Source organism: Reyranella sp., from assembly GCF_965249915.1.
In the GTDB taxonomy this organism is placed as follows: Bacteria; Pseudomonadota; Alphaproteobacteria; order Reyranellales; family Reyranellaceae; genus Reyranella.
Map to the genome: position 1 here is coordinate 1,925,430 of NZ_OZ252257.1, position 24,907 is coordinate 1,950,336.

The 24,907-nt window shown below is 66.9% G+C and carries 21 protein-coding genes; 8 read left to right on the forward strand and 13 right to left on the reverse strand.

The window, feature by feature from the left end:
- Positions 1-38: 38 nt before the first annotated feature.
- Complete coding sequence (locus ACP15H_RS09680) at positions 39-1,613, reverse strand: ABC transporter substrate-binding protein (protein WP_425065985.1); 1,575 nt, start codon at positions 1,611-1,613, stop codon at positions 39-41.
- A 109-nt stretch (positions 1,614-1,722) separates the two neighbouring features.
- On the opposite strand from ACP15H_RS09680, the gene ACP15H_RS09685 reads away from it, so the two are divergent.
- From ACP15H_RS09685 to ACP15H_RS09700, 4 genes are all read left to right on the forward strand, one after another.
- Positions 1,723-2,535, forward strand: coding sequence for an enoyl-CoA hydratase/isomerase family protein (locus tag ACP15H_RS09685; RefSeq protein ID WP_425065986.1), 813 nt, complete (start codon positions 1,723-1,725; stop codon positions 2,533-2,535).
- Between the two features lie 118 nt (positions 2,536-2,653).
- On the forward strand, positions 2,654-3,406 hold the full coding sequence (locus ACP15H_RS09690; RefSeq protein WP_425069877.1) for an SDR family oxidoreductase: 753 nt from the start codon (positions 2,654-2,656) through the stop codon (positions 3,404-3,406).
- A gap of 13 nt (positions 3,407-3,419) precedes the next feature.
- Positions 3,420-4,298 (forward strand): TauD/TfdA dioxygenase family protein, encoded by an 879-nt coding sequence (locus tag ACP15H_RS09695; RefSeq protein ID WP_425065987.1) that lies wholly within the window; start codon positions 3,420-3,422, stop codon positions 4,296-4,298.
- Between the two features lie 5 nt (positions 4,299-4,303).
- The gene (locus ACP15H_RS09700; RefSeq protein ID WP_425065988.1) at positions 4,304-5,590 is read left to right on the forward strand and encodes a hypothetical protein; all 1,287 of its coding nucleotides are present in this window, start codon (positions 4,304-4,306) and stop codon (positions 5,588-5,590) included.
- Positions 5,591-5,597: 7 nt separating this feature from the next.
- Here the strand turns inward: ACP15H_RS09700 and ACP15H_RS09705 are convergent, their stop codons facing one another.
- The gene (locus ACP15H_RS09705) at positions 5,598-6,428 is read right to left on the reverse strand and encodes a hypothetical protein (protein WP_425065989.1); all 831 of its coding nucleotides are present in this window, start codon (positions 6,426-6,428) and stop codon (positions 5,598-5,600) included.
- Between the two features lie 167 nt (positions 6,429-6,595).
- On the opposite strand from ACP15H_RS09705, the gene ACP15H_RS09710 reads away from it, so the two are divergent.
- Positions 6,596-7,006, forward strand: a complete 411-nt coding sequence (locus ACP15H_RS09710) for a cupin domain-containing protein (RefSeq protein WP_425065990.1) — start codon at positions 6,596-6,598, stop codon at positions 7,004-7,006.
- 326 nt (positions 7,007-7,332) lie between these two features.
- On the opposite strand, the gene ACP15H_RS09715 is transcribed toward ACP15H_RS09710, so the two are convergent.
- Positions 7,333-8,355, reverse strand: a complete 1,023-nt coding sequence (locus ACP15H_RS09715; RefSeq protein WP_425065991.1) for an aldo/keto reductase — start codon at positions 8,353-8,355, stop codon at positions 7,333-7,335.
- A 139-nt stretch (positions 8,356-8,494) separates the two neighbouring features.
- Between ACP15H_RS09715 and ACP15H_RS09720 the strand changes: the two genes are divergently transcribed.
- Positions 8,495-9,466 (forward strand): MerR family transcriptional regulator, encoded by a 972-nt coding sequence (locus ACP15H_RS09720; RefSeq protein WP_425065992.1) that lies wholly within the window; start codon positions 8,495-8,497, stop codon positions 9,464-9,466.
- Here the strand turns inward: ACP15H_RS09720 and ACP15H_RS09725 are convergent.
- The 3 genes from ACP15H_RS09725 to ACP15H_RS09735 all read right to left on the reverse strand — a co-directional run bounded on the left by ACP15H_RS09725 (position 9,447) and on the right by ACP15H_RS09735 (position 13,083).
- Positions 9,447-10,535, reverse strand: a complete 1,089-nt coding sequence (locus ACP15H_RS09725; RefSeq protein ID WP_425065993.1) for a hypothetical protein — start codon at positions 10,533-10,535, stop codon at positions 9,447-9,449. The genes ACP15H_RS09720 and ACP15H_RS09725 overlap by 20 nt on opposite strands.
- A 12-nt stretch (positions 10,536-10,547) precedes the next feature.
- Positions 10,548-11,762 carry an acyl-CoA dehydrogenase family protein gene (locus ACP15H_RS09730; protein ID WP_425065994.1) on the reverse strand — a complete coding sequence of 405 codons (1,215 nt, stop codon included), beginning with the start codon at positions 11,760-11,762 and terminating at the stop codon, positions 10,548-10,550.
- Positions 11,763-11,871: 109 nt separating this feature from the next.
- Positions 11,872-13,083 carry an acyl-CoA dehydrogenase family protein gene (locus tag ACP15H_RS09735; RefSeq protein ID WP_425065995.1) on the reverse strand — a complete coding sequence of 404 codons (1,212 nt, stop codon included), beginning with the start codon at positions 13,081-13,083 and terminating at the stop codon, positions 11,872-11,874.
- Between the two features lie 98 nt (positions 13,084-13,181).
- Between ACP15H_RS09735 and ACP15H_RS09740 the strand changes: the two genes are divergently transcribed.
- Positions 13,182-14,510: an NAD(P)/FAD-dependent oxidoreductase gene (locus tag ACP15H_RS09740; RefSeq protein WP_425065996.1), complete on the forward strand. Its 1,329-nt coding sequence runs from the start codon at positions 13,182-13,184 to the stop codon at positions 14,508-14,510.
- Position 14,511: 1 nt separating this feature from the next.
- Here ACP15H_RS09740 and ACP15H_RS09745 read toward each other — a convergent pair whose 3' ends face one another.
- From ACP15H_RS09745 to ACP15H_RS09760, 4 genes are read right to left on the reverse strand one after another with little or no spacing between them, the layout of a single operon-like run.
- Positions 14,512-14,958 carry a cupin domain-containing protein gene (locus ACP15H_RS09745; protein ID WP_425065997.1) on the reverse strand — a complete coding sequence of 149 codons (447 nt, stop codon included), beginning with the start codon at positions 14,956-14,958 and terminating at the stop codon, positions 14,512-14,514.
- Positions 14,955-15,815 (reverse strand): alpha/beta fold hydrolase, encoded by an 861-nt coding sequence (locus tag ACP15H_RS09750; RefSeq protein ID WP_425065998.1) that lies wholly within the window; start codon positions 15,813-15,815, stop codon positions 14,955-14,957. Before ACP15H_RS09750 ends, ACP15H_RS09745 begins: the two co-directional genes overlap by 4 nt.
- Before the next feature lie 49 nt (positions 15,816-15,864).
- Positions 15,865-16,539, reverse strand: coding sequence for a glutathione S-transferase family protein (locus ACP15H_RS09755; protein WP_425065999.1), 675 nt, complete (start codon positions 16,537-16,539; stop codon positions 15,865-15,867).
- A 32-nt stretch (positions 16,540-16,571) separates the two neighbouring features.
- Entirely contained in the window at positions 16,572-17,567 is a 996-nt protein-coding gene (locus ACP15H_RS09760) for a Bug family tripartite tricarboxylate transporter substrate binding protein (RefSeq protein ID WP_425066000.1), read from the reverse strand.
- Positions 17,568-17,732: 165 nt separating this feature from the next.
- Here ACP15H_RS09760 and ACP15H_RS09765 point away from each other — a divergent pair, with 165 nt between their 5' ends.
- Positions 17,733-19,424 carry an amidase family protein gene (locus tag ACP15H_RS09765; protein ID WP_425066001.1) on the forward strand — a complete coding sequence of 564 codons (1,692 nt, stop codon included), beginning with the start codon at positions 17,733-17,735 and terminating at the stop codon, positions 19,422-19,424.
- Here the strand turns inward: ACP15H_RS09765 and ACP15H_RS09770 are convergent, their stop codons facing one another.
- Genes ACP15H_RS09770 through ACP15H_RS09780 form a run of 3 tightly spaced genes read right to left on the reverse strand, consistent with a single transcriptional unit; the run spans position 19,425 to position 24,907 of the window.
- On the reverse strand, positions 19,425-21,020 hold the full coding sequence (locus ACP15H_RS09770; RefSeq protein WP_425069878.1) for a gamma-glutamyltransferase family protein: 1,596 nt from the start codon (positions 21,018-21,020) through the stop codon (positions 19,425-19,427).
- Between the two features lie 53 nt (positions 21,021-21,073).
- The gene (locus ACP15H_RS09775) at positions 21,074-22,207 is read right to left on the reverse strand and encodes a divergent polysaccharide deacetylase family protein (RefSeq protein ID WP_425066002.1); all 1,134 of its coding nucleotides are present in this window, start codon (positions 22,205-22,207) and stop codon (positions 21,074-21,076) included.
- A gap of 45 nt (positions 22,208-22,252) precedes the next feature.
- Positions 22,253-24,907 (reverse strand): bifunctional acetate--CoA ligase family protein/GNAT family N-acetyltransferase, encoded by a 2,655-nt coding sequence (locus ACP15H_RS09780; RefSeq protein WP_425066003.1) that lies wholly within the window; start codon positions 24,905-24,907, stop codon positions 22,253-22,255.

Below are 24,907 nucleotides of genomic sequence, written 5' to 3' on the forward strand. Positions count from 1 at the left end.
CAAGCGTTCCTCCTGACGTTTCCCCGGCGGTGTCCGCCCTACTGCTTCTTCTTCATGTTCCAGAACATCGGCACCGGCCCGTCGAGCTGATCGGTGATCGTGGTGCGCATGGCGACGGGCATGATGTACTGGCCGAGATTGGCGTACATCGGATATTCCGACGCGCGCACCTGGATGGCGATCGCCAGTTCCTTTCGCTCGGCCTCGACTGTGGCCCGGGAGTACGCATCGCGCAGCTTCTCCATCTGCGGGTCGCACGGCCAGCCGACATTGGCCTTCTCGCAGGTGGCGGCGATGTACGACATCATGATCGGATCGAGCAGGTCGGCCGACACCCAGGTGGTGATGAAGGCGTGCCAGCCGCCCTTCTCCGGCGGCTCCTTGCGGGTGCGCCGCGAGAGCACGGTCTGCCAGTCCATCGCCTGCATGTCGACGGTGAAGCCGCCGCGCTCCAGCAGCGACTTCACGATGGGCGTCAGCCGGCCGGTCTGGGTGTCGGTGGCGAACAGCAGCACGACCGGCGTGCCGTCATAGCCCTCCTGCTTCAGGATCTCCTTCGACTTGGCGAAGTCGGAGTTCAGCTTGTCCTCGAAGCCCTTGTCGGTCGCGAAAGGCGTGCCGCAGATGAACAGCGCCTTGCATTCCTTGTAGTATTTCTCGTCGCCGAAGCCCGCGATCAGGAAGTCCTTCTGGTTCAGGGCATAGAGCGCCGCCTGGCGGATCCTCGCATTGTCGAACGGCTTGTGCAGCGTGTTGAAGCGGAGGTTCATCTGGCCCCCGAGCTTGTTGTAGTTGCCGATGACGATGTTCTTGTCCTTCGCCAAGAGCGGCAGCAGCTCGATCTCGGGCTGGTCAATATAGTCGATCTCGCCGTTCAGCAGCGCGTTCACCGCCGTCTGGGCATCGGTGATGTTGAGCCATTCGACCCGGTCGACATTGACCACCTTGCCGCCGGCCAGGCCGGAAGCCGGCTCGCTGCGCGGCTTGTAGTCCTTGAACTTGTCGTAGACCGTCTTCTCACCGGGCCGCCAGAGGTCCTTGCGGAAGACGAAGGGCCCCGAGCCGGTGGGGTCGCTGATCTGCACGTTGTTCGGCGTGTCGGCCACCCGCTTGGGCATGATGAAGGGCACGGTGGAGCTGGGCTTGCCCAGCGACTCCAGCACCAGCCCGTAGGGCTCCGTCAGGACCATCGTGAAGCTCTTGTCGTCGACCGGCTTCAGCTCTTTCACCAGCGAGAAGAGCTTCTGGCCCATCGCGTCCTTGGGCGCCCAGCGCTGCAGCGAGGCGATGCAGTCGGCCGAGGTCACCGGCGCGCCATCATGGAACTTGAGCCCGTCGCGCAGCGTGAAGGTGTAGGTGAGCTTGTCGTCGCTGATCTTCCAGCCTTCGAGCATCTGCGGCTTCACGACGAGGTTCTCGTCCATGGCCAGCAACGTGTCGTAGACCATGTAGCCGTAGTTCCGGACGTTGTAGGCCGACGTCCAGATCGGATCGATGATCTTGATGTCGGCGTGCATGACGGCGCGGATCGTCTGCGCCTGCGCCGCTCCCTGCACAGAAAACGACAACAATGCGGTGGCCGCCGCGCCCAGTGCCCACTTCATGGCCCGCATGCCAGATCCTCCGTTCGTTCCCACATCACCCTTCACAACGAACGCAATCAGCATGCCATTCCACGATCCGCGCGAGCGGTGCTAACCTCGCGGGCAACGGAGGAAACCAATGTCCGACTGGCAAAATCGCTACCAGCGCCTGCTGTTCGACCGCCCTCACCCCAAGGTGCTGCGGGTCACGATGAACCGGCCCGAGAAGTACAATGCGACGGACGCGATCATGCATCGCGAGCTGGTCGACGTGTGGCGCGACATCGACGGCGACGACACGGTCAATTGCGTCATCATCCAGGGCGCGGGCGGCAAGGTGTTTTCGGCCGGCGGCGATTTCGACATCATCGAAAACAACATCCGGGACCATAACGCGCTGCTGCGCACCTGGAAGGAAGCGCGCGACATCGTCTACAACGTCATCAACTGCTCCAAGCCGATCGTCAGCACGATACGCGGACCGGCGGTCGGCGCGGGCCTCGTCGCCGGCATCCTGGCCGACGTCTCGATCGCCTCGAAGAAGGCCAAGATCATCGACGGCCACACCCGCCTCGGCGTTGCCGCCGGCGATCATGCCTGCATCGTCTGGCCCCTGCTCTGCGGCATGGCCAAGGCGAAGTACTATCTCCTGCTCTGCGAGGCCGTCGACGGCGAGGAAGCCGAGCGCATCGGCCTGGTGTCGCTCTGTGTCGAGGACGACCAGCTCGAAGCCAAGGGGCTGGAGGTCGCGACCAAGCTCGCCGAAGGGGCCCAGACCTCGATCCGCTTCACCAAGTACGCGCTGAACAACTGGCTGCGCATGATGGGCCCGACCTTCGACACGTCGCTCGGCCTCGAGATGCTGGGCTTCCTGGGACCGGACGTGAAGGAAGGCCTCGCCTCCCACCTGGAGAAGCGCAAGCCGAAGTTCGATCCGTATTCGCCGATCTAGTTGTCGTCCTGAGCGCAGCGAAGGACCTCACGGAACGATCAGACACTGACCGCAAAAAACCTGGTGCGTATCGAAGGGGAGATCCTTCGCTGCGCTCAGGATGACAAAGGGCAGAAAGATGCGCGGACTGGACGGAAAGAACGTCATCGTCACGGGCGGTGCCGGCGCCATCGGCAGCGCCATCTGCCGGCGCTTCGCGGGCTACGGCGCGCGGGTCGGGGTGTTCGACAAGAACCTCGAGGGCGCGAGGAAAGTCGCTGACGAGATCGAGGGATACGCTTCGGGCGTCGACATTGCCGACTATCAGGCAGTCGGCGCGGCCATCGCCGACTTCGAAGCCAAGGCAGGCCCGACCGACATCCTCGTGAACAATGCCGGCTGGGACCGTTTCGCGAATTTCGTCGATACCACGCCCGAGCTGTGGGACCAGCTGATCGCCATCAACCTGCGCGGACCGCTCAACATGAGCCACGTCGTTCTGAAGGGCATGGTGGCGCGCGGCAGTGGTCGTATCGTCAACATCGCCTCGGACGCGGGCCGGGTCGGCTCCTCCCAGGAAGCCGTCTATTCCGCCTGCAAGGGCGGCATCATCGCCTTCACCAAGACGGTCGCGCGCGAGGTCGCGCGCAAGGGCATCACCCTGAACGCCGTCTGCCCCGGCCCGACCGATACGCCGCTGCTGGCCGCCGTCGCCGGCGACGACGAGCGCGGCCAGAAGGTGCGCGCGGCCCTGGTCGGCGCGATCCCGATGAAGCGCGTCGGCCAGCCCGAGGATATCCCGGGCGCGGTCTGCTTCCTGGCGAGCGACGATGCGAGTTTCATCACCGGGCAGACGATCAGCGTCTCCGGTGGTCTCACCATGCATGGATGAAGGAGCGAACCCGATGAGCGAATTGTGGATCCAGCCGACGGGTGCGGCGCTCGCTGCCGACGTCCACGGTGTCGACCTTTCCCAGCCAGTCAGCGACGAGGTCTTTGCCCGCATCGCCGACGCCTGGGGGAAGCATCTGGTGCTGCGCTTTTCGGGCCAGAAGCTCGATGACCGCATGCTGATGACGTTCAGCGCGCGCTTTGGTGAACTCGACCGGGTGCCCGTGGCCGCCGCCAGCCTCGACCGCGCCGATTCGGACGTGATCGACGAGGCCCGCGAATGGGTGGCGGTGATCGCCAGCGTCAAGAAGGACGGCAAGGCCGTCGGCAGCCTCGGCAACTACGAACTCGTCTGGCACACCGACATGTCCTACAACGCGCTGCCGCCGCGGGCGTCGCTGCTTTATGCGCTGGAGGTTCCCGCCGACGGCGGCAACACCGGCTTCCTCAACATGTATGCGGCGTACGAAACCCTGTCGCCCGAGTTGAAACGCGCGATCGAGGGCAAGACCTGCATCCACGATTCCAGCCGCAACTCCGCCGGCGAACTGCGCAAAGGATTCCAGCGCACGATCGACGTGCGCCATACGCCCGGCGCCGTGCATCCCCTGGTCCGCCTGCATCCCGTCACGGGCCGCAAGGCATTGTTCCTCGGCCGTCGTCCCGGCGCCTATATCCATGGGCTCGAGGTCGAGGAAAGCGAGGCGCTGCTCGACGCGATCTGGGCCCATGCCACGCAGGAGAAATTCGCCTGGTACCAGAAGTGGCGGGCCGGCGACCTGGTGATGTGGGACAATCGCTGCGTCATGCACCGCCGCGATGCGTTCGACGAGAGCCTGCGCCGCCTGATGCATCGTACGCAGATCGTCGGCGAGAACGTGCTGGCGGGCTGACCTCGATGAAGCCCCTGCTCCTTGCCGCCGGACTTCTGTTGCTTCCCGTCGCGGCAGTCGCCGGCCCCGATTCCGCGCAGACGGCGGCAATTTGCGGTCAACGCACGAGCTGCAAGGTCGGCAAGACATTCGATGCCGGCAAGTCGCCCGCAGGCGCGCCGCTTGCGGTCGTCGCGATACACCTTGGGCTCGCGGACAAGCCCAAGGACCAGGATGAAGGCTGCCTCGCCGGCAACGCACGCGACGGCGGCGTCGAATACTGGGTGCTGGACGGCACCGCGCCGCCGAAGCAGGTCCTGCAGCTCTGTAACGACGGCTACGGCATGGCCGGTGTCGGCGAGGACGAAGTCGAGGTCGGCCCCAACCGCCTCGTCCATCGCCAGTCTGGCGGCTCGGCCTGGCGCTGGTCGATGGATATCACCTACTCGCTGGCGCCCTTCCGCGCCCTGACCGAACAGGACTGCAGCTACCACAATGTCTCCGAGCAGAGCGGCACGCTGACCGACATCGACTACCGCACGCGCCTCGTGCGGGCGCTGGCCAAGGACAGCACACGGCGCGATCTCGGCGTCGGCTGTCCGTCCTGGCCCAAGCCGCCACAGACCTTCGCGGCGCGAATCGATGCGGAGACGGTCGGGGCCTATCCGGTGGTGGCGCCGGGCCTGCCCGGCAAGGCTGCGATTCCGGCTGGCACCGCGCTCGGCAATTGCGTGCCCGGCATGACGACGGCTGGAGACAATGGCTTCATGGTCTGGGGCAAGCCCGCGCCCGCCGGCCAGACGGCCGAGATCAGGACGATCGGCCTGGGCAGCAACACGCTGATCGTGCAGGTCTTCGATCCCGTCCCTGCCACCGCGCCGTCGGGCGGCTCGTGGATCCACCAGCCGCATCTGGAAATCTGGGTCGGCCAGAACGGCGAGGAGATCAACACGATGCTGCCCCTCGGGCAGATGACCCAGACCGGCATCACGCTCGACGGCACCGTCCATCAGGGCGTCGGCAAGCCCAGCGCGCCGCCCAAGGTCGAGCGCTGGACCGCCCGTGACGAGCGCGGCCGTTCCGTCGCGGTGCTGCGCCTCGCCTGGCCGGACGAATTCGCCCTGATCAACGGCGTGACGGTCGTCTATTCGCAGGCCGAGGCGGGCAAGCAGGTGCGCCTCGTCGCGACGGCGGGCTTCGCCAACAACCGCCCGATCTACGTGCCGGATGTGCTCGCCCTCGCCGGCCGGCCCTCGACGTCGGATCGCGGCCTCTGCCAGGTGCGCGACGGACGATTGGTGGCGATCGAGTAGGTCGCCTTCAGCTGTCCGCCATGATCGAGCGATAGATCGCGGCCTTCTGATTTGCCGGCAGGCGGTCGATGGCTCTGAACAGGCGGAGCATCATATCGCACTGGCGGGCCTTGGACTGACTCCTCAGGTCCTGGAAGGCGCGCAGGTCGGCGTCGCTGAAGGGTGGCTCTGCCAGTGTGCGCGCCTGCTCGTAGGCGGCGCCCAGCTCTTCCGCCGTCGGCATCCTGTTGTCCGGCTTGCTCGACTTGTAGGCCGCGATCACGGCGCGCTGGCTGTCGGAGAGTGCGGCATCGAGCGTGGGGTTGTTCGAGACCCGATTGACGCCGGTCATCGCATAATCGCCGCAGGCGTCCGGCGAGGCGCTCTTGAAGGCTTGCAGCGTGGGCACCGTCTTGTCGCCCCAGGCGACGATCGCCTCGTCGGAGCCCTTGACCGCGACCGGCACGATCTTCGCGCGAAAGACCGCCATGGTCGCCTTGGCGACATCCTGCAGGGTCGAGGGATCCCGCATGTTCGCACGATGCGCCCGAAAGACCGGCACGAGGTGCTTGCGCAGGTCAGCCTCGATGGTGGCGTCGAGCGCGAACATGTCGCCGACCGGCGGATAGCGCTTCAGGATTTCGCTGCGGATCTGCGACCAGGCATAGTCCTCGTTGGTATTGAAATAGTGCAGCTCGATGGCCGGACGCGCGGCGATCGCGGCGCCTCCCACGATCACCGCCGCCAGGGCCGCCAGCAGCGAGCGGTTCCTGCCCGGCCGGTTCCTCGTCAGCAAGGCCACGATGCCGGCGGCGGCCGCGGCAGCGGCAACTGTTACACCCAGAAAGACGCTTTCCATCAGGCTCCTGCCCCTCGAACAGAGTTGCGATCACCCCCGCCGCCCTTGGCTTAACGTGCCTCCGGCAACGCGACAAGCGTGACGAGCCCGGCGAACCGACGACGTCACAAAACCACAACGATGTCGCGCTTCTGTAGCCCGCAAGAGCAATTGCAGGAGAGAGCACCTTGGTATTGATCGACGTCGCGGCGGAACTGGCGAAGCTCAAGCGCTTCGAAGGCCGCACGCCCGCATCCACGCCGGCCGAGCGCAAAGGCTCGTCGACAAGACTCGCCGCCTATCGCGACGCCACGATCTTCGCCAACAAATCCGCCGGCCGCGGCGCCTGGGAGCGTCATCCCGACGGCGACGAACTCGTCTACATCCTCGAAGGCAGCGCGACGCTGCAGCTCTTCGAGGCGAGCGGCACGCGATCCATCGATGTCGATCGGGGCAAGATGGCGATCGTGCCGGCCGGCATCTGGCACCGCTTCCACTATCCCGACGGCATCACGCTGATGACCATTACACCCGGCAAGAGCGAGTATGTCCGCCTCGATACCGAGGATCCGTCACGCGTCGAACCGGAACGCGACTGACAGATAGACAGTCGGCGTGGATCGGGGCCCGATCCCTGGCTCCTCCGGCGGCGGCGGCCTCTGCCGCATGGCAGGCGGACGACTGCGAACGTCCGATCGAGAAAAGCTGTCGTCGCGCTCCGGCGTCAGGCGTCCGTAAGCGGTGGTCGTCACCTTGGCGACACGAACCCGCAAAGGGTCGATCGGGGGATATACATGGCAAAGCCGCTCTGGCCGAACGTCAGCAACGTTCAGTACCGTAGCGAACGCAACTGGCCACTCGAAAGCCGCCGGCGCGAGGACGCGCGCGAGCGCTGACCTCGGAAAGCCCCGGCTCGGTCACCGCGCTATCGGTCCGGTCGGCCCGGCATCTTCAACGCGGCCGCACGCCGCGCCGGCATCGGGTCTTCGAAGGCGCGCGGGTATTTATGCGGCTGGGCGGAGACCTCGTTCAGCTTCGCCAACGCGTCCTGCGGAAGACGCCACCCGCCCGCCTTCAGCGTCTCGCCGAGCTGCTCCACATTGCGGGCGCCGACGATGGCGCTGGTCATGAAGGGCTGATCCATCACCCAGCGCAATGCGACCTCGGCGGGCGGCTTGCCCAGCTGCTTTGCCGTGTCGATCAGCGTCTGCAGGATCTCGCCGTGGTTGGGCGCGAAGAATTTGCTCTGGAAGCCCCAGCCCTCGGCCGAGCGGCTGCCCTGGACCTTCAGGTTGACCGGCGTGTATTTGCCGGTGAGATAGCCGCTGCCGAGCGGCGACCAGGCCACGCAACCCAGCCCCTTCAGCTGCAGCGCCGGCACGATCTCCTCGTCGATGTCGCGCACCACGAGGCTGTATTGCGGCTGGTAGGCCGCGAAACGCTCCCAGCCCCTGGTGTCGCTGATCCACAGCGCCTCCATCAGGCGCCAGGCTTCGAAATTCGAGCAGGCCGTGTAGAGGATCTTGCCGTCGCGCACGAGATCGTCGAGGGCGCGCAGCATCTCCTCGAGCGGCGTCTGATGGTCGACGTGATGGATGTAGTAGACGTCGATGTAGTCGGTCTGCAGGCGCTTCAGCGAGCCTTCGATCTGCTGCTTGATGTGCAGCCGCGACATGCCCGAATCGTTGGGCCGGCCACCCATCGGATTGAAGAACTTCGAGGCGACGATGGCGTCGGCTCGCCGGCCCTTCAGCGCCACGCCCAGCATCGTCTCGGATGTGCCGCCGACATAGGAATTGGCCGTGTCGAAGAAGGTGACGCCCGCATCCAGCGCGGCGTTCACCATCGCGGTGGCGCCCTCCTGGTCGGCGCCGTTGCCGAACGTCATGGTGCCCAGGCAGATCTCCGAGACTTTCAGGCCGGCACGGCCGAGATTGCGGTAGTCCATGCGCTTTCCTCCGTCATCCGAGACCGAGACTACGCCGTCCTGCCATGACGAAGGAATGAGCGTGCCTGGAAAAGCATATTGACCCGGCCCCAGGGACCGCCCTCATAAGGCGAACGGTCAACATCAGACGAGGTCGATCGTGAGCCAATTCCTGAACGCATCCGACGCCGCCCGGCGTCTCGGCATCTCCACCAAGGCACTGCGCCTCTACGAGCAGCGCGGCCTGCTCGCGCCCGTCCGCTCGGACGCAGGCTGGCGGGCCTATGGGCCGGCGGACCTGGAGCGCGCCGCCGAGATCGTCGCCCTGCGGGCACTGGGCTTCAGCCTCGCGCAGGTGGCGCGCCTCCTGAAAGGCGATGCAAGCGGCCTGGAGCCGGCGCTGGCCGGCCACGAGGCGACGCTCGAGGCGCGTCTGCGCGAGGTGGTCGCGGCGCTGGAGGGCGTGCGTGCCCTGCGTGGCGACCTCGCGCGCGGCGGCGCGCCGACCGCATCCGACCTCGCGCGCACGCTGGTCCCGACGCCCGGGCTCCACCTCGCGTTCGAGCTTCCCTGGCCATGGGGCGGCGAGCGTTTCGAACTGCGCGACATCCGTCCCCTCACCTATATCACCGGCCCCCTGGGCAGCGGCAAGACCCGGCTGGCGATGCGGATTGCCGACGAACTCGACGGTGTCTTCCTCGGCCTCGATCGCGCGGCCGATCGAGCGCTTCAGTCGAAGATCGAGCTGACGGTCGGCCTGCTCATACAGGACGGCGCCACCGATACGCCGGCCCTCAGGGCGCTTCTCACCGGCCTCGAAGCATCCCGGCCCGTCGTCGTCGACCTCGTCGAACAGGGCCTCGACAGGGCGACGCAGGAAGCGGTGATCGCCCATCTGCGCCGACGTGGTCGCGGCGCGCCGCCGCTGTTCGTGATGACGCGCTCCAGTTCGATCCTCGATCTCGATGCGCTCGGCCCCGACGAGATGGTCCTCTTCTGCCCGGCCAACCATGCGCCGCCGTTCCGCGTCGCGCCCTACCCCGGCACGCCGGGCCACGAGGCGCTGGCTTCCTGCCTGGCGACACCGGAAGTCCGGGCGCGCAGCGAAGGCGTCATTGCCGTGCGGCGATGACCGGCCTCAGCTTCGAGTACATGGCGTAGTGCCAATAGGGCCCGCCATGATCGTCGAGGCCCATGATGTTGTCCTGCATGACGTAGCTGAAGTCCTGCGGGGTGGCGGCAACGATCTCGACATTGCCGGGCAGGTTCTGCAGCACCGGATCATTCTTCGCGCCGAACATGTGCAGGAGATGGATCTTCTCGGCGGTGCTCACCGCAATCGCCCGCAGGAGTTCGCTCGACACCCTGTCCACATAGTCGGGAGCGGGCTCCCGCCCGGCGCAATAGGCCGGATCGAACTTGCAGTGCATCGGGATCGTGTCGAGGGCCAGCCGGTTGCTCGTGTCGAGCCGGGCCCGGATCACCCTGTCCTTCGGGTCGAGGTCGACCTCGGGGAAAGTCGAGGCCATCCAGTCGCGGATGCTGCGCAGCCGGGCGGGCGCGGCGACATGGCGTTCCTTGTAGTACTGCGCATAGCCCAGGATGACGACGTCGCCGGGGCGGATCTGGTCCTTGATCCGCTGCATCGTCACCAGCGCATTGGCCCAGGAGTATCCGGCCAGTGCATGGAGCTGCACGGAGGCGCCGGGAAATTCCGTTTGCAGCAGGAAAGCGAAGGTCTGCTGGTCGTTGACGCCGTCGCCGAACACGTAGGAATCGCCCAGCACGAAGATCCTGCGCGCCGCAGCGGCGGGCGCGTGGCCCGTGAACCTCGTTCCGTCAGGTTTGATCGTCACGACCGCGTCGAGATGCTCGACCTTTCCCTGCCGCATGCCGCTGTAGCGGAAGATGTATCGCCCGGGGTTGGCGCGATACCCCTGCTCGGCATCCTCGGCGAAGAAGCCCGCCGGCAGCCGCGTCATGCGCCGGTAGGTCGCCGGATCGGGAAACGATCCGGGCAGCAGCCAGCTCAGGCCCGTGCGCAACGCGAGCAGAAGCGCCGGCTCCGACGGCGGCCCCGGCAGAGCGGCAATCCTGTCCTTGTTGACGGCGTAGAGGAACGCCGAAGAGCCGATCTCCAGCGCGACCAGCACGATGGCCGCCAGGATCGCGTAGAAGATCGCCTTCTTCGGGCCGCTCACGTGCCGCTCGACTCAGAGGCCGAGCATCGCCTTGGCCAGGACGTTGCGCTGCACTTCCGACGAGCCGCCGTAGATCGTGGTCTTGCGGGTGTTGAAGTAGCGCGGCGAGACGTCGTCGACATACTCACCGCCCACCGGCACGATGTTGCTGTCGTAGTTCCGCAGCTCGGTGAACGGCGTGCCGTACCAGGCGACCGCCTCGACCGCGAGCTCGGTCACCTTCTGGCCGACCTCGGTGCCGCGCATCTTCACGACCGAGCCCATGTTGCCCGGCGCGTCGCCGGTCTTGAGGCTCGAATAGAACATCAGCTCGTTCATCTCGACGGCGTCGATCTCCATCTCGAGCGCAGCCATCTTTTCGCGCCAGCTCGGATTGGCCGACAGCGGCTCGCCGCCGGTCATTTGGGTCTTCGACAGGGTCTGCAGATGGCGGAAGGCCTTGCGCAGCCGCGGGCCGAAGGCCTGGCCGCCGCGCTCGAATTCGAGCAGGTACTTGGCGTAGGTCCAGCCCTTGTTCTCCTCACCGACGAGGTTCTCGACCGGCACCTTCACGTCGGTGAAGAACACCTGGTTGATCTCATGCCGCATCGGCGTGCGCGTGCCGTCGACCATGTAGATCGGATCGAGCGTGATGCCCGGCGTCTTCATGTCGATCAGCAGGAAGGAGATGCCCTCCTGGCGCTTGCCCTCGTTGGAGGTGCGGACGAGGCAGAAGATCCAGTCGGCGAAATGCGCGTTGGTCGTCCAGATCTTCTGGCCGTTCACGACGTAGTGGTCACCCTGCCGCTCGGCCCTGGTGCGCAAGCTGGCGAGATCGGACCCCGAGCCCGGTTCGGAATAGCCCTGGCACCACAGCTCCTCGGCCGCGGCGATCTTGGGCAGGAAGCGCTTCTTCTGCGCCTCGCTGCCGAACTTCATCAGGACGGGTGCCACCATCTTGATGCTGAACGACGAGAGATAGGGCGAATCGGCGCGCGCCATTTCCATCTCGAAGATGAACTTCTGGGTCGAGGTCCAGCCCGTGCCGCCATATTCCTTGGGCCAGTTCGGGCAGAGCCAGCCCTTGCTCGCCAGCTTCTTCTGCCACTGGACCAGCCGCTCCTTGGAGACATGGCTGGTGCGGCTGCGGCGGCTTTCTTCCGCCACTTCCGGCGGCATGTTGGCGCTGATCCACTCGCGCACTTCCTGCTGGAAGGCCAGTTCCTGATCGCTGAAGGCTAGACGCATTTCCTTGCCCTATCTTGTCATCCTGAGCGAAGCGAAGGATCTAACACTTCGACAGGGTACTGTGATCGTTCCGTGAGGTCCTTCGCTTCTTCGCTCAGGACGACACTGTTTAAAGCCCCAGCATCACTTTCGACATGATCCCGCGCTGCACTTCCGACGAGCCGCCGTAGATCGTCATCTTGCGGCCGTTGAAGTAGCGCGGCGCCAGCACGTCGGCGCCCTCGGGCCCGATCGGCTCGACATTGGCGTTCCAGGCGCGCTGCTCGGGGAACGGCTGGCTGTAGTAGCCCGCGGCCTCCACGGCGTATTCCTGAACCTGCTGCATCACCTCGGTGCCGCGCAGCTTGATCATCGACGAGAGCGGGCCCGGATTCTGGCCGGATGCCAGCTTGGAATAGAACTCCTGCTCGAACATCTCGAGGCCGGAGATCTCGATGTCCATGCGCGCGAGTTTCTCGCGCCAGGCGGAGTCGGCCATGATCGAATCGTCGCCTTCCGGCATCGACTGCGCCAGCCGCTTCAGCCGCTCGAAGCCCGAGCGCAGGCGCGGGCTGTAGGGATTGCCGCCGCGCTCGAACTCGAGCAGGTACTTGGCGTAGGTCCAGCCCTTGTTCTCCTCGCCCACGCGATTCTCGACCGGCACCTTCACGTCGGTGAAGAAGACCGAGTTCACTTCCTGCGTGCCGGCACGGTTGCCGTCGGCGGTGATGATCGGCTCGACCGAGATGCCCGGTGTCTTCATGTCGATCAGCAGGAAGGAGATGCCCTCCTGCGGCTTGCCCTCGTTGGAGGTGCGCACCAGGCAGAAGATCCAGTCGGCGGTCTGGGCGAGCGTCGTCCAGGTCTTCTGGCCGTTGACGATGTAGAAGTCGCCCTCGCGCACCGCCTTGGTGCGCAGCGAGGCGAGGTCGGAGCCCGAGCCCGGCTCGGAATAGCCCTGGCACCAGATCAGGTCGGAGTTCAGCATCGGCGGCAGGTGGCGCGCCTTCTGCTCGGCCGAGCCGTATTTCATGATCACGGGCGCGCACATCTTGGGGCCGAACGGCGAGGTGCCGGGCGCGCCGGCCTTCGCCATCTCCATCTCGAAGATGTACTTCTGCGTCGTCGTGAAGCCCGGGCCGCCGAATTCCTTGGGCCAGCCGGTGCAGAGCCAGCCCTTCTTGGCCAGCCGCTTCTGCCAGTCGATCAGCCGCTCCTTCGGCATGTAGGCGTTTCGGCCGACCTTGATCTCGCCCTGGATCTCGGGCGTCAGGTTCTCCTTCAGCCAGTCGCGTACTTCCTGTTGGAAGGCGAGTTCTTCCTTGCCGAACGTCAGGTCCATTGGGGGCTCCTTTTAGGGTCCGGAAGGTACCGCGCCGGGTTCCGGCGCGTAAAGCGTGCGATACACTGTTCCGCAGCGCGTACAGCCCCAGGAAGCCGATGTCCCCACCCGTCCAACCCGTCGTCAGCGACGAAAAGCTCCCTCCTTCCGCCGAGATCGTGGTGATCGGCGCCGGCATCGCGGGCAGCACCGCCGCCTATTGGCTGGCGAAACGCGGTCACCGAGTCGCGCTACTCGACAAGGGCGTGATCGGTGGCGAGCAGACCAGCCGGAACTGGGGCTGGTGCCGCCAGCAGCATCGCGACCTGCGCGAACTGCCGCTCGCCATGAAGAGCCTGGAGATCTGGGGCGAGCTGTCCCGTGAGCTGGGCGCCGAGACCGGCTTTCGCCGCACCGGCCTCACCTATGTCACGGATCGCCCGGAAGACTTCGCGCAGTGGGAGGAATGGACCCTCAAGGCACGCGAGTACCAGATGCACAGCCGAGTGCTGAGCGGCGCCGAGGCCAAGGAGCTCACGCCCGGCAGCACCGGCCAGTGGATCGGCGGCGTCCATTCGCCGACCGACGGCCGCGCCGAGCCGTCGCTGGCCGGGCCCGCCATCGCCGAGGCCGCACGCAAGCTCGGGGCCACGCTTCACCAGAATTGTGCGGCGCGCGGGCTCGACATCGAAGCCGGCAAGGTCGCCGGCGTCATCACCGAGCATGGGACCATCCGCACCCGGACCGTGCTTCTGGCCGGCGGTGCCTGGAGCTCCCTCTTCTGCCGCCGCCACAATCTGCGCCTGGCCCAGGCCAGCGTGCGCTCGACCTCCTTCGCCACGATGGCGGCGCCCGAGGTCACCGGCGGCGGCCTGTCGATGCCCGACGTCACGATCCGCCGCCGCCTCGACGGCGGCTACACGGTCGGACTGGGCGGCCGCGGCCTCGTCGAGCTGTCGCCACAGGGCCTGATCTATGCCCGACAGTTCTGGCCGACCTTCAGGAAGCGCCGCGCCGGCCTCACCTTCGGCGTCGGCCCCTCCTTCCTCGAAGGACCTGAATCCTTCGCCAACTGGTCGTTCGATCTGGAATCGCCGTTCGAACGCCAGCGCACGCTCGATCCCGCCGCCGATCCGCTGCTGGTCGAGCGCGGCCTCACGCGCCTCGCAGATCACTATCCGGCGCTGAAGGGCCTGAAGGTGGCACACGCCTGGGGCGGCCTGATCGATTCGACGCCCGACGGCATCCCCGTCATCTCCGCCGTCAATCCCCTGCCCGGCCTCTTCCTCTCGACCGGCTACACCGGCCACGGCTTCGGCATCGGTCCCGGCGCGGGTCGGCTGGCCGCCGACCTCATCGCCGGCGACCCGCCGATCGTCGATCCCACGCCCTTCCGCTACAGCCGCATGATCGACGGCACCGATCTCGGCGCGCCCGGGATGATGTAGCTCAGTAGGTGGTGCCGGTCGGCCCGTAGCCCGTGATCTGCAGCACCACCGGACTTTCGCGCGTCTCCGCGAAGTGCGGGTCGGACGGGGGTTCCGTGTAGAAGCTGCCCGGCGGCAGGGCCTTCAGCGCGGCGGCATCGAAGACCTTGCCGTAGCCGAAGTACCAGGTGCCGGAGATCACCGTGCCGATGCGGTCGTCGGGGTGCGTATGGGCGGCGATCCGGGTGTTGGCCGGGATGCGCAGCATGATCGTGTAGAGGCCGGGCTTGGTCGGATCGCCCTTGAGCACGATCGTCTGGATCGCGGCGATGCCCGAGGTGCCCGCCCCGGCCGACGCGGCGGTCGAGAAATCGAACTCGGCCGGCGGCTTGCGTTGCTGGACCGGCGGATCGGCCAGCGCGGCGGTCGCAAACAGCGTCAGCGCGGTCGCGAGAAGAGCGCCCTTCATACGCCGAAGAACTTCGTCACGAGGGCGACGGTCGCGTCGGGATTCTCTTCCATGATCCAGTGCCCGGCGTTCGGCACGATGCCTTCCGTCACGTCGCTGGCAACGAAGCGCATCACGGCGGCCATCGTCGGTCCGAACGACTTCTCGCCGCCCAGCGCCAGCACCGGCATGGCGAGCTTGGTCTCGGCGAACCGCTTGTTGTCGATCTCGTCCTGGGCGAAGGCCGCGAACTGGGCGAAGCCGGCGCGCATGCCGCCGGGCTGGGCGTAGCGCGCGGCGTAGAACTCGCGCGCCGCCTCGCCGAACTTCGCCGGATCGGCGGAGAACTCGTTCCAGAAGCGGTCGAGGTAGATGCGCTCGCGTCCCTCGACCAGCCGCTCGGCATCGGGGCCGCGGAAATTGAAGTGCCAGAGCAGCGGGCTGCGCAGGATCTGCTCCCACGGGCCGATGCCGGGCAGCGGCGCATCGATGACGACGAGCTTGGCCACGTCGTTGCGATACTGCGCGGCATAGGCGTAGGCGACCATGTTGCCGATGTCGTGCGCGACGATCTCGGTGCGCCCCGCACCGAGCGTCTGCAGGACCGTTCGGATGTCCTGCGCCTGGGTTGCCTTGTCGTAGCCGGAGTCGGGCTTGGACGAGAGGCCAAGCCCGCGCAGATCCGGCGCAATCACCGTTCGCTTGGCCATCAGCGCGGCGGCCATCGGCCCCCACATCTCACTGGTCTCGCCGTAGCCGTGAAGCAGCAGGACCGCGGGTCCCTTGCCGCCCACCCACACGTGGATGTCTGCACCTTTCGTGGCGATCTGCTGCGCACGAAATCCGGCCGGCAGCGCCGGTACGCTCGATTCGGTCATCGAACCGATTTGCGCCCGGCGCGTGCCGATGTCGAGAGACAATCCGGGGTCAGGCGACCTTCTTGCCGAGGTGCGGGAACATCGCGAGTTTCGCCGCCTCGTCCATCTCCGCCTTGAAGCTGTGCTTGTCCTTCAGCGCGAGCGCCCGAACCGCCGCCGGGCGCGCGTTGATCTCGGCAAGGTGACGCTGGACGTTGGGGAACTGCTTCGGCGCCTCGGCCCCGAGCACGAAGGGGATCAGGCGCGACCAGCCCCACACCGCCATGTCGACGATGCTGAAACTGTCGCCGCACATGAATTGCTGCTTGCCGAGACGGGCGTCGAGGATGCCCCAGTGACGCTGCGCCTCGAACGTGTAGCGGTTGACGGCGTATTCCTTGGGCTCGGGGGCGAAGTTTCGGAAGTGAACGGCCTGGCCGGAGTAAGGCCCGATGCCCGTCGCCACGAACATCAGCCAGGACAGCATCTCGCCCTTCTTGGGCGGCATGAACTTGCCCGTCTTTTCGCCGAGGTAGAGCAGGATGGCGTTGCTGTCGAACACCGTCTCGTCGCCATCGACGATGGCCGGAACCTTGGCATTGGGATTGATCGCCAGGTATTCGGGAGCATGCTGCTCGCCCTTGCGGGTATCGACCGGCACCAACTCGTACGGCAGGCCCATCTCTTCGAGGCAGAGCGCCACCTTCATCGGGTTCGGCGCCATGTTGTAATAGAACTTGATCATCACACTCTCCGTTTACTCTTTGCTTGCGATCGCTATTCCGGCTTGGCGCCGGATTGCTTGATGATGGGATCCCAGAAGGCCATCTGCTCATCATAGAACTTCTTGGCCTGTTCGGGGGTCGATTCGACCAGTTCGATGGCGAGCTCGTCGGCCTTCTTCACCATGTCGGGCTGCTTCAGGGCCTGGTTGAAGGCGGCGTTCAGCCGGTCGATGATCGGGCGCGGCGTCTTGGCCGGCGCATAGACCGCGTACCAGGTGTTGATGGCATAGTCGAAGCCCGCGGACTCCCTGATCGTCGGGACATCGGGTAGCTGCTTGAGCCGCTTGTCGGAGGCGACGCCCAACACGCGCACCTTGCCGCCGTCGATGAAGCCCTTGCTCGATTGCAGCGTATCGATCTGGAAGCCGTGCCGGCCGGCGATCATGTCGACCATGCCGGGGGCCGAGCCGCGATAAGGCACATGCAGCGCGTCACCGCCCGCCCGCGTGGCGAACAGGTAGCTGGCGAGATGGATCATCCCGCCATTGCCCGACGAGGCGTAGGAATACTTGCCGGGATCCTTGCGCAGCATGCCGACGAGTTCCGGTGTGCTCTTCGCGCCGTCCATCGGCGCCAGAAGGATAAGCGGCACGCTGGCGACATAGGCGATGGCGGAAAGCCCGTTCACCGGATCGTAGCCGAGCTGCTTGCCGTAGAGCGCCGGCGCCATGGCCATGGTCGAGGCGCTGAACAGGATCGTGTAGCCATCGGGTTTGGCGTCGGCGACCATCGCGGTGCCGATATTGCCGGTGGCACCCGGCTTGTTCTCGACCACGACCTGCTGGCCCAGGATTTCGGACACCCGCGGCGCCAGCAGGCGTCCGACCACGTCGGTCGGTCCGCCGGCCGCGAAGGCGATGACCATGCGGATCGGCTTGTCCGGATAGGTCCCCTGCGCGATCGCCTCGGGCGAGGCAAATACGGCGGTGACGGCCGTGGCCATCACCGCAGCTGCCGCGACGACGCGGCGACCCACTATTCTGGGCATGTGTGTCCTTCCCTATTCATCTTCATTGATTTTGACGTCGTCATTCTATGGTGTTGCCGGGCCGGGGAAACCGCAATCGGCGCGCGGAAGCTGGAGCAAGATCGATCTGCATCATGTAAAGATGCCGAGGCCATCTATCTTGGCGGCGAAACAAGGGTGAGTGACGTGACCAAACCTGACGACGGTTCCGGAACCTCTCATGACGGCGGCCTCAGCCGTCGCGAGCTGGCGATGATGCCGGTCGTGCTGGGCGCGGTCGGTGCGGGCACGGCGTCGGCACAGCCGGCACTCGCCCTCGACAATGCCTCGCTGTCGGACCTGCAGGAGGCCCTGGCGCAGGGCCGCGTCACGTCGAGCGACCTGACCCGCGCCTACCTCGCCCGCATCGAGGCGTATGACCGGCTGGGGCCGGGCCTGAACTCCGTGCGGGTGACCAATCCCGACGCCCTGTCGATCGCCGCCGGCCTCGATGCCGTGAAGCCGTCCGCCAGCCGGCCGCTCGCGGGCCTGCCGATCCTGGTGAAGGACAACATCGCCACCGGCGACCGGCAGCCCACGACCGCGGGCTCATTGGCCCTCGACGGCGCCCATGCCAAGGACGACGCGCCCGTCATCAAGAGGCTGCGCGAAGCCGGCGCGGTGATCCTGGGCAAGGCCAACCTCACCGAGTTCGCCAACATCCTCGCGGTCGGCATGCCGTCGGGCTACAGCTCGATCGCCGGCTATGTGCGGAACCCCTACTCGCCCCGGCTGATGGCCGATGGCGCGCCGGTCGTGCTGCCCGGCGGCTCCAGCGCCGGTTCGGCGGTGGCCGTTGCGGCAGGCCTCTGCGCCGCGGCGATCGGCACCGAGACCTCGGGCTCGCTGCTGAGCCCCGCCACCCAGAACGGCCTGGTCACGGTGAAGCCGACGGTCGGCTTGATCAGCCGCAGCGGAATCATCCCGATCTCGCACAGCCAGGACACGGCCGGACCGATGACCCGGACGGTGCGCGATTCCGCGATCCTGCTGAACGTGCTGGCGGCGCGCGACCCGGACGATCCGGCGACGCACCTGCTGCAGCGGCCGCAGGACTACACCGCGGACCTCGACAAGGACGGTCTGAAGGGCGCACGCATCGGCGTACCCAGCGATCCGGAAGATCCGCTCAACGATCCGTTCTTCGGGCCGCTCACGCCCCGCGCCAGGCAGGTCATGGCACAGGCGATCACTGTGCTGGAAGACCTCGGCGCCACGATCGTGCGCGCGGCCATTCCGGCGATCGGCTGGATTGGCGGCCCGGGCACGACCATGCCGGTGCTCAATCGCAATCCACTCAGCCCCGGCAAGGGCACGCCAGGCCCGGCGTCCGTCGTGTTCCTGTACGAGCTGAAGCGCGACCTCAACCTCTACCTGCGTGACTGGGCCACCCGTACCAACATCAAGACGATGGCCGAAATCATCGCGTTCAATACCGAGAACGCCGACAAGGCGCTGCGCTATGGGCAGGACCTTTTCCTCGCCGCAGAGGCGACCCGGGGCGATCTCTCGGAGCTGGAATACAAGTCGGCGCGCGCGATGGACCTGATGGCCGCCAAGGAGCGCGGCATGGATGCCTATATGGATCGGCACAGGCTCGATGCCGTGGTGTTTCCCGGCGCCAGCGGCTCCTCGATTGCCGCCAAGCCGGGCTATCCCAGCGTGCAGGTTCCGGCCGGTTTCATCTCCGGCGTCGGCAAGACGGAAACGCCCGACTATCCGCTCGGCCTCACCTTCGCCGGCCGCGCCTGGAGCGAGGCCACGCTGCTGCGGCTCGCCTATGCCTACGAACAGGCAACGAACGCGCGCCGTCCGCCGCCGGACCTGCCCGCTCTGTAGCTAGACCGCGATCACCACGCCGTCGTGGCCCGGATCGGCGCCGCCATCGAGGCCGTCCTCGTGGATGCGGATGCCGTGGACGGCGGCAAAGCCGAAGCCGTAGGGGCTGCGGACGACGGGATAGCCCAGCGCCTGCAGCTCGCGCTCGACCCGGCCCTGGATGCGGTTGGAGATGTCGATCGCATCCGAGGTCGCCGAGAAGCGCGGTGCGCTCACTGCCTCGACCATCGTCATGTTGAAATCGAGTGCGTTCAGGATCACGTGCAGCACGCCCATGGCGATCTGGGTGGCGCCGGGCGCGCCGATGATCAGGTGCGGCTTGCCGTCCTTGAACAGGATCGACGGCACCACCGAGCTGAAGCGCGCCTTGCCGGGCGCGATCGAGCCCGCGCGGCCGGGGCGCGGGTCGAACACCCCCATGCAGCCATTGTACATGAAGCCCAGGCCCGGCGTGATCACGCCCGAGGGCATACCGAGCGAATGGGTCATGGTGAAACAGTTGCCATCCTTGTCGAGCACGGAAATATGCGTCGTATCCTTCGACACCGCGCCCGAATTGAAGCGCGTGATGCTGGCCTTCTCACCGCGCGCGATCTCGGCCGCCATCGCCTTGGCGTAGGTTTTGGAGGTCAGCTCCCCGACCGGCACGGTGACGAACTTCGGATCGCCGACCTTGGCATCCTTGTCGATCGTCGCCCGCTTCATCGCCTCGGCCACGATACGCAGATGCTCGGTGGAACCGTGCTCAAGCGCGCCGATATCGAAATTCTCGAGGATGTTCAGCATCTCGATGAGCATGACACCGCCGCCCGGCGGCTGGTTGGTCGAGACCTTGTAGCCGCGATAGTCGCCCCACAGCGGCGCGTTGCGGACGGTCTTCCAGGCCTTGAGATCCTCGATCGACAGAAGCGCGTCGTTCTTCTTCATGTCCTCGGCGATCGCGTGAGCGATTTCTCCCGAATAGAAGACGTCGGCGCCGCCTTTGGCGATGGCGCGCAAGGTCTGGCCGTAGTCGCGGTTGACCACCCGGTCGCCCACCCGCTTGGGCACGCCGTCGGGTCGGCAGTAGAGTTCGCGCGCGGCCGGCGTGAAGCCCGTGCGCTCGAAGTTGGGCGCGCGGCCGAAGGCGCCGTCGTCGGCCCACCAGAAATGCACGTGCGGCCGCACCGTCCAGCCCTTCTCGGCCCAGTGGATCGCCGGTTCGACGATGCGCGACCAGGGCAGGCTGCCATGCTCCCTGTGCGCGTCGTAGTACATCTTGAGATTGGCCGGCGCGCAGATCGACTGGTAGCCGATGTCGTTCACGCGGCCCTTCAGGATGAAGCCGTAGCCGTCGCGCGCCTCGCTCTCGATCAGGTTGGCCCACATGTCGGGCCGCGCGGCGAGCGGCGCCGGCGCATGGGCGTCGATATAGCCGTGGAATTTCTTGCCCGGCATGTAGATGCCGCAGGAGCCGAAGCCCGCGATGCCGCACATCTGCGGATCGACCACGCCCTGGACCAGCGCACACGCAATGCCGGCATCGACCGCATTGCCGCCCTCTCGCAGCACGTCGGCCCCGGCTTCCGTCGGCTCGGGCTGCGGAGCCACGATCATCGCCTGCTTCTGGTATCGCACGTCGCTTCCTCCAACTTGTTCGTTGGCGCGACTCAATCCCAACCGTTGCGCTTGCGCAATATCGCGGTCGACGGCGCAAGTGCGAGGCCCTTGCCCTGCACCGTCGGCAGCCACTCCGCGAGCGCCTGCAGGGTCGAATCGTGCGGATGGCCGATCGCCACGACGAAGCCCTGCCGCCGTGCCACCGACTCCGTCTCGGCGAGCTTGCGCCGCACGGCCTCCAGCGTCTCCTCGTCGTCGAGGAAGACGTGGCGAACGATCGACGGCACGCCGATCTCCTGCGCCGTCTGGTCGCCGACCGACTGAGGGCTGGTGCGTGAGTCTAGAAACATCAGGCCGCGCGGCTTGAGCTGGCGCATCACCAGTTCCATGTCGGGACGATTGGCGGTGAAGCGGCTGCCCATGTGATTGTTGATGCCGACATAGCCGGCGAAACTCTCCAGCGCGATCAGCAGCTTCTGGCGCACCTCGACGTCTGGCATCGACACCGTGAGCGCCCCCGGCCCGGGATCGTTGCGACCGTTGGGCTCCATCGGCATGTGCAGCATCAGTTCGTGCCCCCGCGCCCGTGCGGCGCGCGCCTGCTCCGGCAGGTCCTTGGCATAGGGCAGGAACGACATGGTCATCGGCCCCGGCAACTCCCAGGCGCGTTTCGAGCGCGCGCGGTCGAGCCCGACATCGTCGATCACGATCGCAACGAGGGGCTTGCTCTTGAGATCGCGGAACGGCACGGCATTGCGGCGCCAGGTCTGTTCCGCCGGGAACGCGGCGGCCACCTTCTTCACCGGCGGCTTCTCCTCGACGTTCGGTGTCGGCTTGCCGGGCTCGGCCTCGGAGTATTTCGGGAAGTCCGGCAGCTCCTCGATGCGCGAATATCTCGGGGCAACGGCTGGCCCGGTCGTCGCGGCGCTGCGCTTCATGGCCTCCAGCGTGTCGCGCGCCACGCGGTCGCCGCTGCGCAAATCGAATCGCTCGGCGATCCAGTAACCGCCGAACACACTGCCGGCGAACATCAGGACGACGGCGATGACGATCGAGTGCCAGCGATGGGCCGCGACCCACGCAGAGAGCCCGGCGAAACGGGCACGAAGGCGATCCGCAAAGCCGGGCGGCCGTTTCGGACTCCTTCTGTTCGTCTTCCCGGTTCTGTTCTTCCTCGACGCCATCTGAGAGTTATGCCCTAACCTCTTGGCGCGGGCCACTATTTGGCCTCAATCCAGGCTGGAGAGCGACTTCATCACCCGGATGTCCGGCTCGCCCGAGCGGCCGCTCTCGCGGCGGAAGCCGACCTGCTTGGCGAGGTCCAGCATCTTGCGATTCTCGCGCAGCACATGACCGACCACCCGCTTCACGCCGCGCGACTTGCCATAGTGCAGCACGTGCCGCAGCAGCAGTTCGCCATAGCCGCGGCCCTGGCGATCGGACGCGACGGTGAGCGCGAACTCGGCCTGCTGGAAATCGGGATCGGCGACCAGTCGTCCGACGCCGACCATCTCGTCGCCATCGAGCAGCACGAACGCCATCTCGCGGTCGTAGTCGATCTGCGTCAGCCGTGCCGCGAGTTCGTGGCTGAGTTCGCGCATGGGGCCAAAGAAGCGCATGCGCACATCCTCGGGCGTCAACCGACGCGTAAAGGCCTGCAGCGTCGGTTCGTCGTCGGGCCGGATCGGACGGATGCGCAGCTTCTCCTCGCCATGCTGGATCTCGGCCTCGAGTTCCACCGGATAGGGCCGGATGGCGAAGCGCGCCGCCCGCTCCTGCCCTTTCTTCGGATGATTCACGACGATGCGCGCATCGAGCGCGATCACGCCGTCGGCGTCGGCCAGCAGCGGATTGATGTCGAGCTCGGCGATCTCGCCGACATCGGCGATGAGCTGCGACAGGCGCACCATCGCGGCGCCCACCGCCTCCCGGTCGGCCGGGGCGCGGTCGCGGAACCCGCGCAGCAGGCGATCGACGCGGGTGCGGCTCAGCGCATCCTCCGCCAGCACGGGATCGAGCGGCGGCAAGGCGAGCGCCTTGTCGTCGATCACCTCGGCGGCTACGCCGCCATGGCCGACCAGCAGGATCGGCCCGAACACCGGATCCTCGGCGGCGCCCAGGATCAGCTCGACGGCATGCGGGCGGCGGATCATGGGCTGCACCACGAAGCCATCGATCCGGGCCTTGTTGGCCAGCACCAGGACCTTGCCGGTCATCTCGCGGACGGCATCGAGCACTGCCTGCTCGGAGACCAGGTCGAGCGACACGCCGCCGACATCGCTCTTGTGGGTGATGTCGCGCGACAGCAGCTTCACAGCGACGGGAAATCCGATACGCACGGCGATGGCGGCGGCCTCGGCGGCGTCGCGCGCGATCTCCGTGGGCACGACGGGAATGCCGTAGGCCGCCAGTACGCGCTTGGCCTCCGGCTCGGTGAGCACCTTGCGCTTCTCGGCGAGCGCGCCCTGTACGATCGAGCGCACGAGTGCGGTGTCGGACCGCAGCTCCGGCACGGAGGGCGGCGTGCGCTGCAAGGCGCGCTGGCCGCGGCGATACTCGACGATGTGCATGAAGCCGCGGACGGCGCGCAGCGGCGTGTCGTAGGCGGGAATGCCGGCATCGTGCAGCACGTCGCGACCGGCCTGGGCCTCGCGCCCGCCGATCCAGCAGCCGATCACGGGGACGACCTTGCGGCCGGCGGCGCCGGTGATGGCGCGGGCCGCGTCGATCGACGAGGTGAGCGACGTGGGGACGTTCATGGCGAGCACCGCGCCGACGCCGCGATCGTCAGCCAGCCCGTCGAGGGCAACGGCATAGCGCGGCCCGTCGGCATCGCCCACGATGTCGACCGGGTTGGCGCGCGACCATCGCTGCGACATCTGCTTGTCCAGCCGCGCGATGGTGGCTGGCAGGAGCGTCGCCAGTTCGCCGCCCTCGTCGATCAGCAGGTCGGTGGCGATGATGCCGACGCCGCCGCCGTTGGTCAGGATCGCCAGCCGCTCGGTGCGCGGGGCGATGCTGTGGCCCAGCGTCTCGGCCGCATCGAACAGTTCGCCGAGGCCCAGCACGCGCACGAGGCCCGCGCGCGCGAACGCGGCGTCGTAAACCGCGGCCGATCCCGCCATCGAGCCGGTATGCGAGGCGGTCGCCTGGGCGGCCGCGGCATGCCGCCCGCCCTTCAGCACGATCACCGGCTTGATGCGGGCCACGCCGCGCGCCGCCGACATGAACTTCCGCGCCTGGGTGATGCCCTCGACATACATCAGCACCGCGCGCGTATCGGAATCGCGCGCCAGCATGTCGAGCACGTCGCCGAAATCGACATCGGCCATGTCGCCCATCGAGATCAGGTGCGAGAAGCCGATCCCCTGGGCCACGCCCCAGTCGGCGAGGCCCGCCAGCACGGCGCCCGACTGGGCAACCGCGGCGATGCGACCGGCCTTGAACCGCGTCGGGCCGAAGCTGGCGTTGAGGCCGAGGCGGGGTGCCGCGTAGCCGATACAGTTCGGTCCGATGATGCGCAGCAGGTAGGGCTGGGCCGCGCGCAGCAGCCGCTGCCGCCACAACGCATTGACCGACGCGGCATCCGGGCCGTTGCCGGGACCGGCGCTGATCACCACGGCGGCCCGCGTCCCCGCCTCGCCCAGCGCCACGATCAGGCCGGGGATGGTCGCGGCTGGAGTCATTATGACGGCGAGGTCCGCCGGCTCCGGCAGGTCCGATACCCTGCGGAAGGCCGTGCGGCCCGCGATCGTGCCGCCCTTGCGGTTGACGAGGTGGATCTGGCCCTGGAAGCCGCCGGCCAGCACGTTGCGCGTGACGGCGGCCCCCACGGAACCGGGGCGTTCGCTGGCGCCGATCATGACGACCGAGCGCGGGGACAT

Coding starts and splice junctions, on each gene's coding strand:
- ACP15H_RS09715 (WP_425065991.1), bottom strand. CDS start 8,355: ATGGACTACCGCAATCTCGGCCGTGCCGGCCTGAAAGTCTCGGAGATC.
- ACP15H_RS09735 (WP_425065995.1), bottom strand. CDS start 13,083: ATGGACCTGACGTTCGGCAAGGAAGAACTCGCCTTCCAACAGGAAGTA.
- ACP15H_RS09730 (WP_425065994.1), bottom strand. CDS start 11,762: ATGCGTCTAGCCTTCAGCGATCAGGAACTGGCCTTCCAGCAGGAAGTG.
- ACP15H_RS09700 (WP_425065988.1), top strand. CDS start 4,304: ATGAAGCCCCTGCTCCTTGCCGCCGGACTTCTGTTGCTTCCCGTCGCG.
- ACP15H_RS09740 (WP_425065996.1), top strand. CDS start 13,182: ATGTCCCCACCCGTCCAACCCGTCGTCAGCGACGAAAAGCTCCCTCCT.
- ACP15H_RS09755 (WP_425065999.1), bottom strand. CDS start 16,539: ATGATCAAGTTCTATTACAACATGGCGCCGAACCCGATGAAGGTGGCG.
- ACP15H_RS09760 (WP_425066000.1), bottom strand. CDS start 17,567: ATGCCCAGAATAGTGGGTCGCCGCGTCGTCGCGGCAGCTGCGGTGATG.
- ACP15H_RS09750 (WP_425065998.1), bottom strand. CDS start 15,815: ATGACCGAATCGAGCGTACCGGCGCTGCCGGCCGGATTTCGTGCGCAG.
- ACP15H_RS09780 (WP_425066003.1), bottom strand. CDS start 24,907: ATGTCCCCGCGCTCGGTCGTCATGATCGGCGCCAGCGAACGCCCCGGT.
- ACP15H_RS09690 (WP_425069877.1), top strand. CDS start 2,654: ATGCGCGGACTGGACGGAAAGAACGTCATCGTCACGGGCGGTGCCGGC.
- ACP15H_RS09685 (WP_425065986.1), top strand. CDS start 1,723: ATGTCCGACTGGCAAAATCGCTACCAGCGCCTGCTGTTCGACCGCCCT.
- ACP15H_RS09680 (WP_425065985.1), bottom strand. CDS start 1,613: ATGCGGGCCATGAAGTGGGCACTGGGCGCGGCGGCCACCGCATTGTTG.
- ACP15H_RS09745 (WP_425065997.1), bottom strand. CDS start 14,958: ATGAAGGGCGCTCTTCTCGCGACCGCGCTGACGCTGTTTGCGACCGCC.
- ACP15H_RS09775 (WP_425066002.1), bottom strand. CDS start 22,207: ATGGCGTCGAGGAAGAACAGAACCGGGAAGACGAACAGAAGGAGTCCG.
- ACP15H_RS09770 (WP_425069878.1), bottom strand. CDS start 21,020: ATGATCGTGGCTCCGCAGCCCGAGCCGACGGAAGCCGGGGCCGACGTG.
- ACP15H_RS09695 (WP_425065987.1), top strand. CDS start 3,420: ATGAGCGAATTGTGGATCCAGCCGACGGGTGCGGCGCTCGCTGCCGAC.
- ACP15H_RS09705 (WP_425065989.1), bottom strand. CDS start 6,428: ATGGAAAGCGTCTTTCTGGGTGTAACAGTTGCCGCTGCCGCGGCCGCC.